This is a genomic window from Mucilaginibacter sp., assembly GCF_028288185.1.
Taxonomy (GTDB): domain Bacteria; phylum Bacteroidota; class Bacteroidia; order Sphingobacteriales; family Sphingobacteriaceae; genus Mucilaginibacter.
In genome coordinates, this window is sequence record NZ_JAQBOF010000037.1 from 78,526 (window position 1) to 92,185 (window position 13,660).

At 40.9% G+C, this 13,660-nt stretch carries 13 protein-coding genes; 6 read left to right on the plus strand and 7 right to left on the minus strand.

Annotated features, from left to right (window positions below; genetic code table 11):
- Positions 1-250: 250 nt before the first annotated feature.
- Entirely contained in the window at positions 251-895 is a 645-nt protein-coding gene (locus JWQ34_RS17070) for an START domain-containing protein (protein ID WP_299359277.1), read from the plus strand.
- Between the two features lie 28 nt (positions 896-923).
- On the plus strand, positions 924-2,459 hold the full coding sequence (locus JWQ34_RS17075) for a sulfatase (protein WP_299359279.1): 1,536 nt from the start codon (positions 924-926) through the stop codon (positions 2,457-2,459).
- 93 nt (positions 2,460-2,552) lie between these two features.
- On the opposite strand, the gene JWQ34_RS17080 is transcribed toward JWQ34_RS17075, so the two are convergent.
- Positions 2,553-2,927: a response regulator transcription factor gene (locus JWQ34_RS17080; protein ID WP_299359281.1), complete on the minus strand. Its 375-nt coding sequence runs from the start codon at positions 2,925-2,927 to the stop codon at positions 2,553-2,555.
- A gap of 118 nt (positions 2,928-3,045) precedes the next feature.
- On the opposite strand from JWQ34_RS17080, the gene JWQ34_RS17085 reads away from it, so the two are divergent.
- A complete protein-coding gene (locus tag JWQ34_RS17085; RefSeq protein ID WP_299359283.1) occupies positions 3,046-4,929 on the plus strand; it encodes a beta-L-arabinofuranosidase domain-containing protein in 1,884 nt (627 codons plus the stop codon).
- Here JWQ34_RS17085 and JWQ34_RS17090 read toward each other — a convergent pair.
- Complete coding sequence (locus tag JWQ34_RS17090; protein ID WP_299359285.1) at positions 4,926-5,708, minus strand: sterol desaturase family protein; 783 nt, start codon at positions 5,706-5,708, stop codon at positions 4,926-4,928. The two genes, JWQ34_RS17085 and JWQ34_RS17090, sit on opposite strands and share 4 nt — an antisense overlap.
- Before the next feature lie 180 nt (positions 5,709-5,888).
- Between JWQ34_RS17090 and JWQ34_RS17095 the strand changes: the two genes are divergently transcribed.
- Entirely contained in the window at positions 5,889-6,692 is an 804-nt protein-coding gene (locus JWQ34_RS17095; protein WP_299359288.1) for an SDR family oxidoreductase, read from the plus strand.
- Positions 6,693-6,700: 8 nt separating this feature from the next.
- Here the strand turns inward: JWQ34_RS17095 and JWQ34_RS17100 are convergent, their stop codons facing one another.
- The 3 genes from JWQ34_RS17100 to JWQ34_RS17110 all read right to left on the minus strand — a co-directional run bounded on the left by JWQ34_RS17100 (position 6,701) and on the right by JWQ34_RS17110 (position 11,393).
- Positions 6,701-7,465: an SDR family NAD(P)-dependent oxidoreductase gene (locus JWQ34_RS17100; protein WP_299359290.1), complete on the minus strand. Its 765-nt coding sequence runs from the start codon at positions 7,463-7,465 to the stop codon at positions 6,701-6,703.
- A 60-nt stretch (positions 7,466-7,525) separates the two neighbouring features.
- On the minus strand, positions 7,526-8,860 hold the full coding sequence (locus tag JWQ34_RS17105) for a BamA/TamA family outer membrane protein (protein WP_299359292.1): 1,335 nt from the start codon (positions 8,858-8,860) through the stop codon (positions 7,526-7,528).
- 97 nt (positions 8,861-8,957) lie between these two features.
- Positions 8,958-11,393, minus strand: coding sequence for a family 16 glycoside hydrolase (locus JWQ34_RS17110; protein WP_299359294.1), 2,436 nt, complete (start codon positions 11,391-11,393; stop codon positions 8,958-8,960).
- Between the two features lie 159 nt (positions 11,394-11,552).
- On the opposite strand from JWQ34_RS17110, the gene JWQ34_RS17115 reads away from it, so the two are divergent.
- Positions 11,553-12,092, plus strand: coding sequence for a hypothetical protein (locus JWQ34_RS17115; protein WP_299359296.1), 540 nt, complete (start codon positions 11,553-11,555; stop codon positions 12,090-12,092).
- Entirely contained in the window at positions 12,089-12,412 is a 324-nt protein-coding gene (locus JWQ34_RS17120; RefSeq protein WP_299359298.1) for an AraC family transcriptional regulator, read from the plus strand. The genes JWQ34_RS17115 and JWQ34_RS17120 overlap by 4 nt, the downstream gene beginning before the upstream one ends.
- Before the next feature lie 25 nt (positions 12,413-12,437).
- Here JWQ34_RS17120 and JWQ34_RS17125 read toward each other — a convergent pair whose 3' ends face one another.
- A complete protein-coding gene (locus JWQ34_RS17125) occupies positions 12,438-12,977 on the minus strand; it encodes a DUF4199 domain-containing protein (RefSeq protein WP_299359299.1) in 540 nt (179 codons plus the stop codon).
- 123 nt (positions 12,978-13,100) lie between these two features.
- Positions 13,101-13,574, minus strand: a complete 474-nt coding sequence (locus JWQ34_RS17130; RefSeq protein ID WP_299359301.1) for a LuxR C-terminal-related transcriptional regulator — start codon at positions 13,572-13,574, stop codon at positions 13,101-13,103.
- Between the last annotated feature and the right edge of the window lie 86 nt (positions 13,575-13,660).

Here is a 13,660-nt window from a genome sequence, read left to right on the forward strand (position 1 = left end):
ACAATCTTAGTATGTACGGCTGAGGTTTAAATGCAGCCCAATTGGTTGTTGCTTATAGTTTATAACAAGGGCAAGTTAATCAAAAGAAAAAAAATCAGGTATTGGAATAAAAATTTATTTATGCAAACGTTACCATTTGCCAAACAAAATTGGTTTATAACACCCCAGCCAATGGTTACAAAGCAAACCGGTATTAGTGCCTGCAATAATTATTTAAAGAATTGGTACATTGCATTATAAACTATATCCCGTGAAAAAAAAGCTTATTCTACTATTTTTACTGTTAGCAAATTGCGCTATAGCACAAACCAACGATAATTGGGCGCTAAAAGAAAACAATAACGGAATAAAAATATTTACCCGCGATTTAGAGTCATCAAAAATTAAAGCGATAAAAGTAGAGTGCAAATTAGAGGCAACCCTATCGCAAGTTGTGGCAGCACTAATGGATATTAAAAACAGTGAAGAGTGGCTTTACCATACTACGGGTAATTATTTGATCAAACAGGTATCACCGGCAGAGTTGTATTACTATTCGCTAATTGAGATGCCATGGCCGGTGAGCAACCGCGATTTTATTGCGCATCTTAAAGTATCACAGGATGCGGTTACCAAAACTGTAACGATAGATGCACCTTGCGTAGCCGATATGGTACCGGTAAAATCAAAAATAGTACGCATTACTAATTCCAATGGGAAATGGGTATTATATGCATCTGGCAAGGACCATGTAAAAATTATTTATACGCTTCATGCCGACCCCGGTGGCAACATACCCGCCTGGTTAACCAATTTATTTGTGACCCAGGGCCCTTTGCAAAGTTTTAAAAAATTTAAAATACATTTACAAAAACCAATTTATAGAAATGCCCGGCTTGATTATATCATTGATTGATAAGTTGGCTTTAAAACCATACCTAAAAATGAAGGCAAAATATTTTACACTAGCTTTATTCTTGCTTTCTTCGGTAACACAGGTTATCGCACAAAACGCGATATTAAGCCAGCCTATGGGTTCTTTAAAGTTGCTTAATATAGGCAATGGCAAACCACGCAATATCGTATTTATTTTGGCCGATGACCATCGGTATGACGCGTTGGGCTTTTTAAAAACGCAGGATTTTATTGAAACGCCCAACCTGGACCGTATGGCCCGCGAGGGCGCTTACCTGCCAAACGCGTTTGTAAATAATTCGCTTTGTTCGCCCTCAAGGGCATCTATTTTAACAGGGTTGTACTCGCATAAACATACTGTTGTTGACAACGAGCATAAGGTGCCGGCAAACCTGATATTCTTCCCGCAATATTTACAGCAAATTGGTTATCAAACCGCCATGGTGGGCAAATGGCATGCAGGGAATGACGGCGACCAGCCACAACGCGGCTTTACTTATTGGGTATCATTTAAAGGGCAGGGATCTTACCTGCCCGAAAAGAACGGCTTAAACGTTAACGGCAAACATGTGCCCCAAAAAGGCTATATCACTGATGAGCTGACCGATTATGCGCTTAACTTTTTAAGTCACCGGCAAAAAGATAAGCCTTTTATGCTGTACCTGGCACATAAAGGCGTACATGCCGATTTTATCCCTGCCGAACGCGATAAGGGTCGTGCACAAAAATTTGAATTTAAACCACCCTATACCATGAACCCCAAAAATGTAGAAGGTGCACCAATGTGGGTTCAAAATCAACGCAACTCATGGCATGGGGTTGACTTTCCTTACCATAGCACTTTAGATATCGGCGCTTATTATAAACGCTATGCCGAAACACTGTATAGTGTTGATGCGTCGGTAGGTAAAGTGATGGATTATTTGAAAAAAGAAGGATTGTTAGAATCGACCCTTATTATTTATATGGGCGATAATGGTTTCCAGTTTGGCGAACATGGGTTGATTGATAAACGCACCGCTTACGAGGCGTCAATGCGGGTACCGATGCTGGCTTATTGCCCCGAGTTGATCAAGCCCGGAACTGTTGTTAAAGAGGTGGTAGCCAATATTGATATTGCTCCTACTTTGCTTGATGCAGCCGGATTAAAAGCCCCTCAATATATGGATGGCATGAGCTACCTGCCTTTATTAGAGGGTAAAAAACCCGCAACATGGCGCACGGGATTTTTATACGAATATTATTGGGAACGATCTTTCCCGCAAACACCAACTATGCACGCCTTACGTAATGATCAATATAAATATATCCACTACTATGGCATTTGGGATACTGATGAGCTTTATGACTTGCAAGCCGATCCGATGGAAACAAAAAATTTGATCAGGAACTCAAAATACGCGACTGTAGTAAAATCAATGAACCAACAATTGTTTAAAGCTCTGGATGACTCGCAAGGCATGTACTTGCCATTACATACAGATGTGGGTGGACAATCAAATTTTCGCAGTAAAAAAGGGCCTGCGGAGGCTAAGTTCCCGGCATATTTAATAAAAGATAAATAAATTGCACGCCGACTATTTATAATAGTCCATTTGGGGATTTTGACAGTGTTTGAATACTAGAATAACAATCAAAAGCCCGAAGAGATTTAAATGTTAAATAAAATTACCCCCGCCTGAATGTGTGCGTACTTTAGCTATAAAATGCTCCAAATCAAAAGGTTTATGAATAATATCATCTGCACCGCATTCATCTCTAATTGATTCCAGTTCGCTATTGGCCGAAACCAGGATAACCGGTATATGTTTAAGGTCGGCCTGACCTTTAATGTAGGCACACATGGATTGGCCGTTCTCGCCCTTTAAGTTAAGATCAAGCATCACCAGGTCAACCTCTTTAGCATGCAGTTTGCGCCTTGCCATACCCGTATCATCAAGGCTAATTACCTTGTAACCCTCAATCTCCAGCAATATGCTCATCATTTCGCCTATTACAGGCTCGTCTTCAATTACAAGGACCCTCTTCTTCATACCAAGTGTTAAGCAATATATGGACCAATGTTTTTTACAAGTCGCTTTAAAACAAAAACATTAATTTAGGCTATAATTATAACCATAGCATAAATCTGCTATACCTCATTTAAAAAATATGCGCCAATTAAAACCATTGATAGCTATAATGCTTATATCGCTTTGCGTTTTCTGTAATGACAGCTTCGCTCAAAATAACAACAGGCAAAAAGTAAATGATGTATTATACCCATCCATCGAAGTACATTTTACCGGTTACCTGGCTGATAAGCTAAGCGGCTCTATTAATAACCGTATTCTGGCGCAGGATGTTAACAGGCTGATAGAGCCCTTTAAACCCGAACATAGAACCGAGACTCACCTATGGCAAAATGAGTTTTGGGGTAAATGGTTTACCTCGGCGGTATTGGCTTATAAGTATCGTCTGGATGCCCGCTTAAAAGCTGTGCTTGATCATGCAGTTACCGGATTACTGGCTACCCAAACCCCCGATGGCTATATAGGTAATTATGCCCAGGCGCACCGTTTAGAAGAATGGGACATTTGGGGCCGGAAATATTGCATGCTGGGGTTATTAGCCTATTATGACCTTACCAAAGACAAAAAAAGCCTGACAGGCGCTTCCCGCATTTTTGACAATTTAATAGATGATCTGCATAAAAAAGACGGCATTATTGTAACCAAAGGCAATTACCGGGGTATGGCGGCATCATCAGTACTAGAACCGGTTTGTCAATTGTACACCCGCACCGGCGATAAAAAGTTCCTGGATTTCGCATTGGAGATAGTTAGGCAATGGGAAACCCCCGAAGGGCCGAATTTAATAAGCAAAGCCAATGTAAATGTGGCTGATCGTTTCCCGAAACCTAAAAATTGGTACAGCCCTGAGCAGGGACAGAAAGCATATGAAATGATGTCGTGTCACGAGGGCTTGCTGGAACTTTACCGCATAACTGGTAACGAAACTTATAAAAAAGCAGTTGAAGATTGTTGGGCAAATATCAAAAAAACAGAGATAGATATTGTAGGTTCGGGCGCGTCAACCGAAATGTGGTTTGGGGGCAAGGCAATTGAAAATACACCGATCAATCATTTCCAGGAAACTTGCGTTACTGTAACCTGGCTCAAGCTTACCGAGCAGTTACTGCGCCTAACCGGCGAGGCTAAATATGCTGATGAAGCCGAAAAAACTTATTACAATGCATTGCTAGGTTCCATGAGTCATAACGGCGCGTCATGGGCAAAGTATACGCCACTAAATGGCCAGCGTCTGCCGGGCAGCGAACAATGCGGCATGGGCCTAAACTGTTGCGAAGCCAGCGGTCCGAGGGGTCTGTTTGCTACCCCGATGCATTTTGTAATGGAAAGGCTGGAAGGTTTACAGATAAATTATTTTGCCGATGGCACTTATAAATTAAACACCCCTAAAGGACAGGTAATTAATTTGGCAGAACATACCTCTTACCCCAAATCAGGGGTAGTAGAAATAACTGTCGATCTGCAAAAACCGGAGGATATGGCTATTGATGTACGCATACCTGCCTGGAGCAAAACTACTAAGCTAACTGTAAACAATGTAGCTATTGAGGTACAGCCAGGTCAATATACCCAACTAAAACGCAACTGGAAAACAGGTGATAAAATATCCTTTACCCTGGATATGAGGGGCCGCGTAGTTGAAACCGGAACAAATATCCGCAGCGCGACTATTGTACGCGGGCCGATTGTTTTGGCACGGGACACTCGTTTCGAAGGCGCAAACATTATTGCCGTACTAAAACCTGTTGCCGATAAAAATGGCTATATCAACCTAACCGAAGTACCTAATCAGGCAAGTGATGGTATGCTGTATAAAGCAAATTTCATCCCCGAATCGTACACTGAAAGCGCGAAAGGCCCGGTAGCTATCACACTTTGTGATTATGCCTCGGCAGGAAATAATAATGAGAATTCGTTTTTTGAAGTTTGGTGGCCGCAATTGCTGCAGCCGGCGGCTCATTAAATAGTCGCACCTTTTTTATTGATACGATTTTGCTGAACCCGGTCGTATTCTTCTACATAATTAGGATGTTCGGTGCCCATCAACCTATCCCAAAATCTAAAATATAAACCATAGTTACCTGTAAACTTACTATGGTGCAGATTGTGATGTACAGAAGTATTGGTAAATTCAAACAAAATGGTTTTTCTTAACCACTTGGGGGCAATTTCATACCCAAGGTGTCCGTAAACATTAATCATAAAGGCAATAAATACAAATAAGCTTATGGAAATGACATTCATCGGCAAAATAACAGTAATTAGCAGTAGCACTAAACTCTCTACGCAGGCCTCAAAAATATGGAATGAATATGATGTCCACGGTGAAGGGTTGGTAGATCTATGATGTAATAAATGCGCGTGCCTGAATAGTTTAGGGTGATGTAGCAGGCGGTGTGTCCAGTAAAAATACGTGTCGTGTATAATCAAACTTATCACAACGCTAACATATAACCACCATGCGGGATATGCATGCGGACTTGTATAAACACGCGTTATATTTTTAACCGGGCTGTATAAAACTAAGCAGGCAGCTGCTGCAAAAACAATGGTGGACTGTAAAGAGTGGAGTATCTCGCGCCTAAAATCATGTCGTGATGCTGCCTTATTTTGTATTTTTGATGCGTCAAACCATTCATTAAGCCATACGTAGCATAATACAAAAGGGATACCCGCCACCAAAAAATACCTGATGGCTGATGTGCTGAAGATTTTTATAAATGGATCAAATACCTGGTGCATAGTCTTTTAACGCCTTACAAATATCGGGTAATTTATGAGTTTTGATAGATAATAACTTAAATTAATAAACATACCTTATTTTAGTTTCAATAGCTATTTAAAACAAGCACTCCAAAAAAATGGAGCCATTTATTGAGAATGTTAATAGGATATTAATAAGTTAGCGTTGAGGAAATAAAAATGGATTTAAAAGATAAAGTAATAGTTGTAACCGGTGGTACCGGCGTGTTGGGGCAATCGTTTATTAATGGTATCCATAAAGCAGGCGGCTCAGTTTGTATTTTAGGGCGAAATAAAGAAGAAGCTGAAAAAAGAGCCAACCAAATAAACAACGCCGGCGGCAAAGCCCTTGCGCTGGTGGCCGATGTTTTAAATGAACAACAGCTTGAAGAAGCAAAAGACAAAATATTAACTCAATTTGGCGCAATATATGGCCTGGTAAATGCCGCCGGGGGCAATATGCCCGAAGGAGTATTACAGCCTGAGCAAAGTGTATTTGATCTGAACATTTCCGGTATGCAGCGTGTAACCGACCTTAACCTTTGGGGAACCATTATACCTACACAAGTTTTTGGAAAAACCATTGCCGAATCTGGCGGCGGTAGTATTGTAAACATATCGTCAATGAGTGCCAGGCAGGCCATAACCAAAGTTTTGGGCTACAGCTTAGGTAAAGCTGCTATTGATTGCTATACGCAATGGTTCGCGGTTGAAATGGCCAACCGCTATGGTGATAAAATAAGAATGAACGCTATTGCGCCGGGCTTTTTTTTAACGGAACAAAACCGCACTTTATTAACTAATTCGGACGGCTCATATACCGCCCGTGGTAAGCTCGTACTGCAACAAACACCCTACAAACGTTTTGGTTCGCCTGATGAACTAAATGGCGCGTTAATATGGCTATTAAGCGATGCCTCCAAATTTGTTACAGGTACGGTGATTAATGTAGATGGTGGATTCTCTATTTTTAGTGGTGTATAAACACTTGCTTATTTTATCCCGCTAGGTAAGGCGCTAACAGATGTCCAGCCACCATCAACTATCAGGCTTTGCCCAGTTATATGTTTCGCCTCCTCTGACACCAAAAACAAAGCCGTGTTGGCTATATCACTTACGTAAGCAGGGCGCCCCATCGGTGTAATTTCAGACCATACGCGTTCATAATCTTTTTCTTCCATCGTGCGTTCTGTAAGCGTAGCACCAGGGGCAATTGTATTTACGTTAATTTTATGTTGCGACAGTTCAATCACCAGATTTTTAGCCAGCATTTCTAAAGCGGCTTTGGTCATGGCATAAGCAGCCAGGCTTTTAAGTGCCTGATGTCCTACTACTGATGAAGTGAACAATATTGCTCCGCCATTAGGTTGCAGCTTCATTTTGTTGGATGCCGCCTGCGCCAAAAAGAACGATCCGCCCAAATTAACATGCAAAACTTTAAAAAAAGATTCCTGGGAGTAGGTAGCGAAATCGCCGTATAAGGTAATTCCTGCATTGGCAATTACAATATCTAAATGCCCGTAAGCATCTATAGCCGCGTCAACCATCTTATTAATAAATGCAACGTTACTGGCATCGCCCGGAAAAGCAACACAAGCACCTTCGGCCTTAATTTGTAAGGCGGCGCTTTCGGCTAACTGGGTGTTCAGGTCATTTAATAATACAGTTGCTCCGTTTGCGGCCAATAGCCTGCATATTTCAAAGCCAATACCCTGGCCTGCGCCGGTAACAATAGCTACTTTATTTTTAAAATTCATAGTTTATAAAAGTCGTGCACTAATTTGAGCATTTACAAACCCGTTTGCAATAGCTAATTTTTAGAACGACTCATTTAAATTCAAGAAGAAGCCTTTGTTGCCATATTTACCAAAAGCATAATCGAGGGCCAGGTTGGTGCGGGTAGCTTTATTAAACAACACCCGTAAACCGGCACCATATCCCGGTTGGAATACCTGGAACAGTTTAGTACCATGCTCGTCATTAGCGGTTTGCATACTGGCGAAGGTTACACCGCTGATAAATTTATTTTTTAAAATAGGGAATCGAAACTCCACCTCTGTATCATTAAACTGGGTCCCTTTAAAATATTGGCTGGTATACCCCCTGCCGCTTCTGGAAGAGCCATCTTTTGCCGTACCCGGCAATTCCAGATAAGGTACATTGCCGGTTACCAAATACGACCCCCAGTTCCAAAATGCAAGCACGGTTTCGGGACTTACATCTGACAGGCTTACATATTTGCGAAGGTCCGTAGTAACCTGCACCGAATTTTTTGTGCTACCTATCCAAGTTTGGTTTACCCGGATACCTGCATCAAAATAAATACCTTTATAAGCACGGTTTGGATTATCGCGGGTAGTATAAGCTATGTTAAAAAGGAAACCATCTGCCGCGTAATGATCCTGCGGGAAACCGTGCTCATTATTATAAACGCTTGATGGTGTGGCATTGTTAGTAGTGTCTTTGTTGGTAATGTTACGCCTTATCTCGAACGATAATCCAGCGCCAACAAACAACCCTTCGGCAACTTCTTTATATACCTTTTCTCTGATATTATAATAGTATGAATGGATAGCGTAAACCTTGTGCGCGGCATCAGCCAACAAGTTTTGAGGAGCGGTCCCACCATTTGCAGCTTGACCAATACCCAGTCCATAATCAGGTGCTACCGTTTTTGCGACAACCATATTGCCCTGTAAATTCCACCTATTGCCCGGTGTAAATATGTTATGGTTTAAATAAAAGTAAATAATCCCCTTACTGGTGATGGAAGCTGATGTTGCAGCAATTGATAAGAGTGTTTTTGGATCGTTGCCCAGTTTTTTACCAGCTACGGCCTTTATACCTATCTGCGCACCGATTGTAGGATTGGCGGCGATATTTGGCACAATGGTAATACCCGATCTTCTATGTAAGGTATCAGCCTTCTTTTTCGGGTTAAAAACATTACTGAGCAGGTCACCAAAATCATATTGTTGGTTAGTGTTCTCAATCGACGCTTTTGCTTTCAAAGCTTTTACGCGTAGAGAATCTTCTTTTAGTGAATCAGCAGGAGTAATTACCTGGGCATAAGCAAATACCGGAAGAATAAAAAAAAGTAATAATAATAAATTGGGTAAGTAATTCTTTTTATTAGATAACCGATGCCACATGTTGTCAATTTATACCCGGCTGTATTAACCGGATACATCTTAAACCAACATATTGATTAAATGTTTAAACCTAAATGAGCCAATAATTGGATGGCTCCTATTTTGTAAACCTAAAAATCGTATAAGAATTAGCCGGGAAACTATAGTCGATTTTATTACCGGTGATTTGTATAGTGGTTTCTTTAGTCGATATTTTTTCAGGGTCTTGCGGTGTGTTTTCACCTTTTGGATCGCCTGTTAAGGTATAAACCTTTATTAATGGCCTTCCCGAAAACCCTGTTAAATCAACCGATGATCTAATAGCGTTGGCAGAGGTATTTACCGTATGTATTACCAGCTCATTACCTGCATCGTTACGAGTTGCGGTAACATCCAGATCACCCTCAACACTACTAAAAACCCTTAACGGCTGATGATTTTTTGCAGCCATTTGCTCGCTGTAAAACGGCGGCATGCCCCAAACTTGCGCAGGCGTAAAAAACACCTGCCCCTGATCCCAATCGTTATCATTTTGGCCTAATGCCTGTAAGCCATTAGCCGCGCATGATGTCAATACAAAATCGCCATGTCGGCGTACCGCATTTAGTGTAGTAGCGTGGCCTAACGCGCGTTGCATGTTATGCAGGCCGCCATTTTCTTCAAATATGGTACATTTTAGTCTAGTGTTTGGGTCCCATTTCATGAATAGGTCATGCATTATTTGCAGGTTTTTGTCGACTGTTATACCGGCGCGCGCCTCATCTGCATCTGTATGCAGATCCCAATAATCGGCTTTGCCATTAACGGCTTTAAACACAATTTCCATATTTGGCGATCTTGGCCGCCACCAAGCCGCGCAAATAACTTTTATATCCGGATTTTTGGCATGGATAGCATCATACAGCAAATTAAACCGCTCAGTATAATGCTTGTAGTCATTTTCCAGATCGCCCCAAATAACTTCTTCATTGCCTAGCTCTATATAATGCAAAGGGTATGGTTTTGGATGCCCGTTTGCTGCCCGTCTTTTACCCCATGAGGTTGTTGTGGAACCGGTAAGATACTCTACCATATCAGCTATATCTTGCGGCGTTTCCTCAACATTTATAGCAAATGCTCCTTCAAATCCGGCTGCCTCGCAATAGGCAACAAACTCTTCAATACCAAAGCCATTACTGGTATAAGGGTACCAGTGCCCGTTATATTGTGGCCGTTTATCTCGCGGGCCTATCATGTTTTTCCATTTATAGTCAGGCGCATTTACCATTGTCCCACCGTAGCGTACAAAGTTTAACCCTTCTTGCTGCATTTTGGTGGCTATATCAGCACGAATAGGCAAACCCTTAAATTGGTCAGCACCTGTCGACATCAGGACAGCCTGGTCAATAGTTAATTTGCCCTTGCCTTCAATAAATAGGGCAAATCTTGTTTTTGTATCGGTTGTGTTTGAAGTTAGCGCAATAGGGTATTTTTTCCATGTTGGTGATACGTTAACTATTTTTTGCGATGCATAGGTTTTACTGCCATCGGCACTTTGCAAGACAATGGTAACCGGGCCGTTTAATTGCCCCGCCCGCAGGCAAACATATCCTTGAAATTTTTGGCCACCCTTTATCGCAATACCCCAGCGGTTCAACCCGTTATTCGCTATGCCAACTTTGCCTTTCCCGGTAATATTTTCTATAACCTGGGCTTGTTTGCTATTGTAAGCGTTAATGGTGTCCAGCGCAAATCTGGCCTTCGCTCCCTGGGTTTCAATAGCATCCCAAACGCGGCTTATTTGTATAGGAGGCGTAGTTTTAAATTCGTTTTTTATGGTGGATGTGCCATCGGCAATAACTATATCTTTAAATGCTGCGGCGGCATTGTAGGTGCGTAACCCTATCTTTCCTGTCAGTATCGGGTTGTCATTGTCAACATAGTCAATAGCAGGTTGGGTCTCGTTATTCAGATAAATCAAAATATGCGCGCCTTGCATAGTCACCTTTACATGCTGCCACTGCTTACCATCAAAAGTTGCTTTAGCTTCGGCCAGTGGTTTATAGTTATGTACATGCTTGCCTAAAATCACATTATGACGGCTAGCCGATATGCTGACCTCATAACCGTCAAAATTATCGGCACCGCTGCCCTCATTATTTACCCTAACTATAAACCCGGCATTAAAACCATTACGGGTAAACTTGATATCTGCTTCAAGACTACCATCTTTTACTACCGTGTTCTCCCGAATAAACTTATAGCCCTCGCCCGAATTTACTGCCACCCCACTTTCGTAAGACCGCCAGTTTCCTTGCAATATTTTCCAATCATTAAACTTTGGGGATGGTGCCGGTTCTTCAAAACTTTCGCCGTATAGTCGCTGATCATACAGACCGCCATAAATTTCATGGTTAACATCTTCAATACATGAGCCATACATTTTAGCTGGTATCTTATTCATCACCTTAGATGCATCCACAATTATATGCGCGTTTTGTCCAAGGGCTGTCAGCGAAAAAAATGCAATTAAACTAACTGCAAGTAGTTGTTTTGTACTATTTATATTGATCATGATATAATATCTGGTATGTATTGAATTAACATGCTCAAAAATCTAATATCCAAATGGACACTGGTTGAACAAATTTGATGTTTTTTAATTCAATTTTGACTAAAGTATTTTTCCGGGAATAAAATTCAGTAAGTTTAACAAACCGGTAACTATTGCTTTATGAGAATTTTTCGTGAGAACATTGTTAGTCCAGAAAATCTTTTTGTTGTTAAAGCAGAGGAATTTAAGTTTAATGATTTCCCGTTTCATTCGCACCCCGAGTATGAAATAATTTTAATATTGGAAAGCGCCGGCCAACGAATAGTGGGCGATAGTATTACAGAATTTATCGCGATTGATCTTTGCATGTTCGGCGCTAATTTGCCGCATACATTTTACACAAAAGGATTAGGCAACGAGGCAGTAAAGCAAGTTGTAATCCAATTTCATGAAAACTTTCTCGGTCCCGGTTTTTTCGACAGGAAACATTTTAAACAGATCAAGGATCTGTTGCAGCGGTCATCGCAAGGTATTGTATTTACAGGGCAAACAAGACTAACCTTAACACAAAAAATAACTGCCCTGGTTGAGAAAAACCCAGCCGAAACGGTTATTGGCTTATTAGATATTTGCATTTGCTTTCCATTTCTCAGGAATACACGCTCTTATCCAGCCCCGGATTTCTTAACAATCTTAACTTTGATGAATCAACCCGGATGAGCAATGTTTACGACTACATTCTGGATAATTTTAAACGCGACCTATCGCTTAATGAAGTTGCCACGATAGCTAACTTATCGTCATCTGCTTTCTGCAGATACTTTAAAAAGTTTACCCGTAAAACTTTGTCAGAGTTTTTAATCGATCTGCGTATTGGTTATGCTTGTAAATTACTGCAAAATAATAACATGGGTATCTCGCAGATCAGTCTTGACGCGGGATTTAATAATGTATCCTATTTCAACCGGAAGTTTAAGGTACTAAAAGGCGAAACCCCGATGGAATATCAGCGCCATTTCATTGTAAAAAAGGCTAATTAATTCCACCGGGGAATCCAGATTAAATTTATGCGGTAACCGTATCATTCAATTTTGTTTTTCGCTTTAATATCAACGCCGCCAACAAAGCAACTATCAAACCTACAGGTACTATTTCGCAATAGGTCATGATGGCGTTGAAAAATGGATTCTTATACATCCGGCTAAACTCGGCCATCTCCTTAGCTTTTTTAGCTATTACCACAGTACTTGCGCCAGATGCTTTTAGCTTATCAAGCACATGCGCGGTATAGATCTCGGCAAAATTTGATATAAAGCAATAATAATCTATCAACCATAACACTACATAAATAGTTGATGCCACCATCACAATTAATATACCTACCTGGAAAGCCTTGCCAAAACTAATTTGGCCGTGCAGATTATTATCCCGATAGTTTTTAACGCCCACAAAAACCAACGAAAATGCTACGATCATAGCTGTGTAGCCATATATCTCGCCATTATCAAAATCCATTTTATTGCTGCACAGGTAAATATAAAACACGGCCCAGCCACCGGCTATCAGCCCGGCTATCGCGCCACAAACAAGTACAATCTTTTTCATCTTAAATAAGTTTAGTGTTAAACATTAATAGTCCAAAATTCAATTATCGGCTTAACTTTTCGGTCATACTTTAGGGTGATTTTAATAAAATAGAGCCAATTCGTTCTTTAGGATGAGTTTATTTTAACTTATCAAACGTAAACGCTTTGCTTTTTCGATAGCTTGGGTACGGCGTTCGGCCTCCAATTTTTCAAATAAATTTGCCGAGTGTGTTTTAATAGTATTTAATGATACAAATAAACGCCCGGCAATTTCCTGGTTACTCAGGCCATCGGCCATTAGCTGCAAAACTTCCAGCTCGCGTTTGCTTATTCGCAATTGGTCAACGGCATCCTGATTTAAAATGAAGCCTGCGTTGTTATCTACAAAAATCTGCTTCTCAACCACAACGGTTTTAACTTTGGGTTTGATGAGTTTCTGGGCAAGCCATATACCCAACGCGGTAAAGATGAGGGCTATCGCACCGGCATAAACTTCAAAGGCGTGGTCAAAAATTACAAATCGAAGTTCCAGCCATTGTAATAAAAACAATAGCAGGGCAAGCGCTACGCCATAAACTATAATTTGCTTGTATTTTACCCGGATGCTAAACGCCATTTCACTATTATTTATCTAAAAATAAAGTATTTTAAATGAAATGCCTATAAAACAAAAAACCTCAAGGCTTTCGGCTTGAGGTTTTT

What these genes read in the sequence shown, in the direction of transcription:
- JWQ34_RS17095 (WP_299359288.1), top strand. Translation starts at nt 5,889, where the DNA reads ATGGATTTAAAAGATAAAGTAATAGTTGTAACCGGTGGTACCGGCGTG.
- JWQ34_RS17075 (WP_299359279.1), top strand. Translation starts at nt 924, where the DNA reads ATGAAGGCAAAATATTTTACACTAGCTTTATTCTTGCTTTCTTCGGTA.
- JWQ34_RS17110 (WP_299359294.1), bottom strand. Translation starts at nt 11,393, where the DNA reads ATGATCAATATAAATAGTACAAAACAACTACTTGCAGTTAGTTTAATT.
- JWQ34_RS17100 (WP_299359290.1), bottom strand. Translation starts at nt 7,465, where the DNA reads ATGAATTTTAAAAATAAAGTAGCTATTGTTACCGGCGCAGGCCAGGGT.
- JWQ34_RS17105 (WP_299359292.1), bottom strand. Translation starts at nt 8,860, where the DNA reads ATGTGGCATCGGTTATCTAATAAAAAGAATTACTTACCCAATTTATTA.
- JWQ34_RS17085 (WP_299359283.1), top strand. Translation starts at nt 3,046, where the DNA reads ATGCGCCAATTAAAACCATTGATAGCTATAATGCTTATATCGCTTTGC.
- JWQ34_RS17125 (WP_299359299.1), bottom strand. Translation starts at nt 12,977, where the DNA reads ATGAAAAAGATTGTACTTGTTTGTGGCGCGATAGCCGGGCTGATAGCC.
- JWQ34_RS17115 (WP_299359296.1), top strand. Translation starts at nt 11,553, where the DNA reads ATGAGAATTTTTCGTGAGAACATTGTTAGTCCAGAAAATCTTTTTGTT.
- JWQ34_RS17080 (WP_299359281.1), bottom strand. Translation starts at nt 2,927, where the DNA reads ATGAAGAAGAGGGTCCTTGTAATTGAAGACGAGCCTGTAATAGGCGAA.
- JWQ34_RS17120 (WP_299359298.1), top strand. Translation starts at nt 12,089, where the DNA reads ATGAGCAATGTTTACGACTACATTCTGGATAATTTTAAACGCGACCTA.
- JWQ34_RS17090 (WP_299359285.1), bottom strand. Translation starts at nt 5,708, where the DNA reads ATGCACCAGGTATTTGATCCATTTATAAAAATCTTCAGCACATCAGCC.
- JWQ34_RS17130 (WP_299359301.1), bottom strand. Translation starts at nt 13,574, where the DNA reads ATGGCGTTTAGCATCCGGGTAAAATACAAGCAAATTATAGTTTATGGC.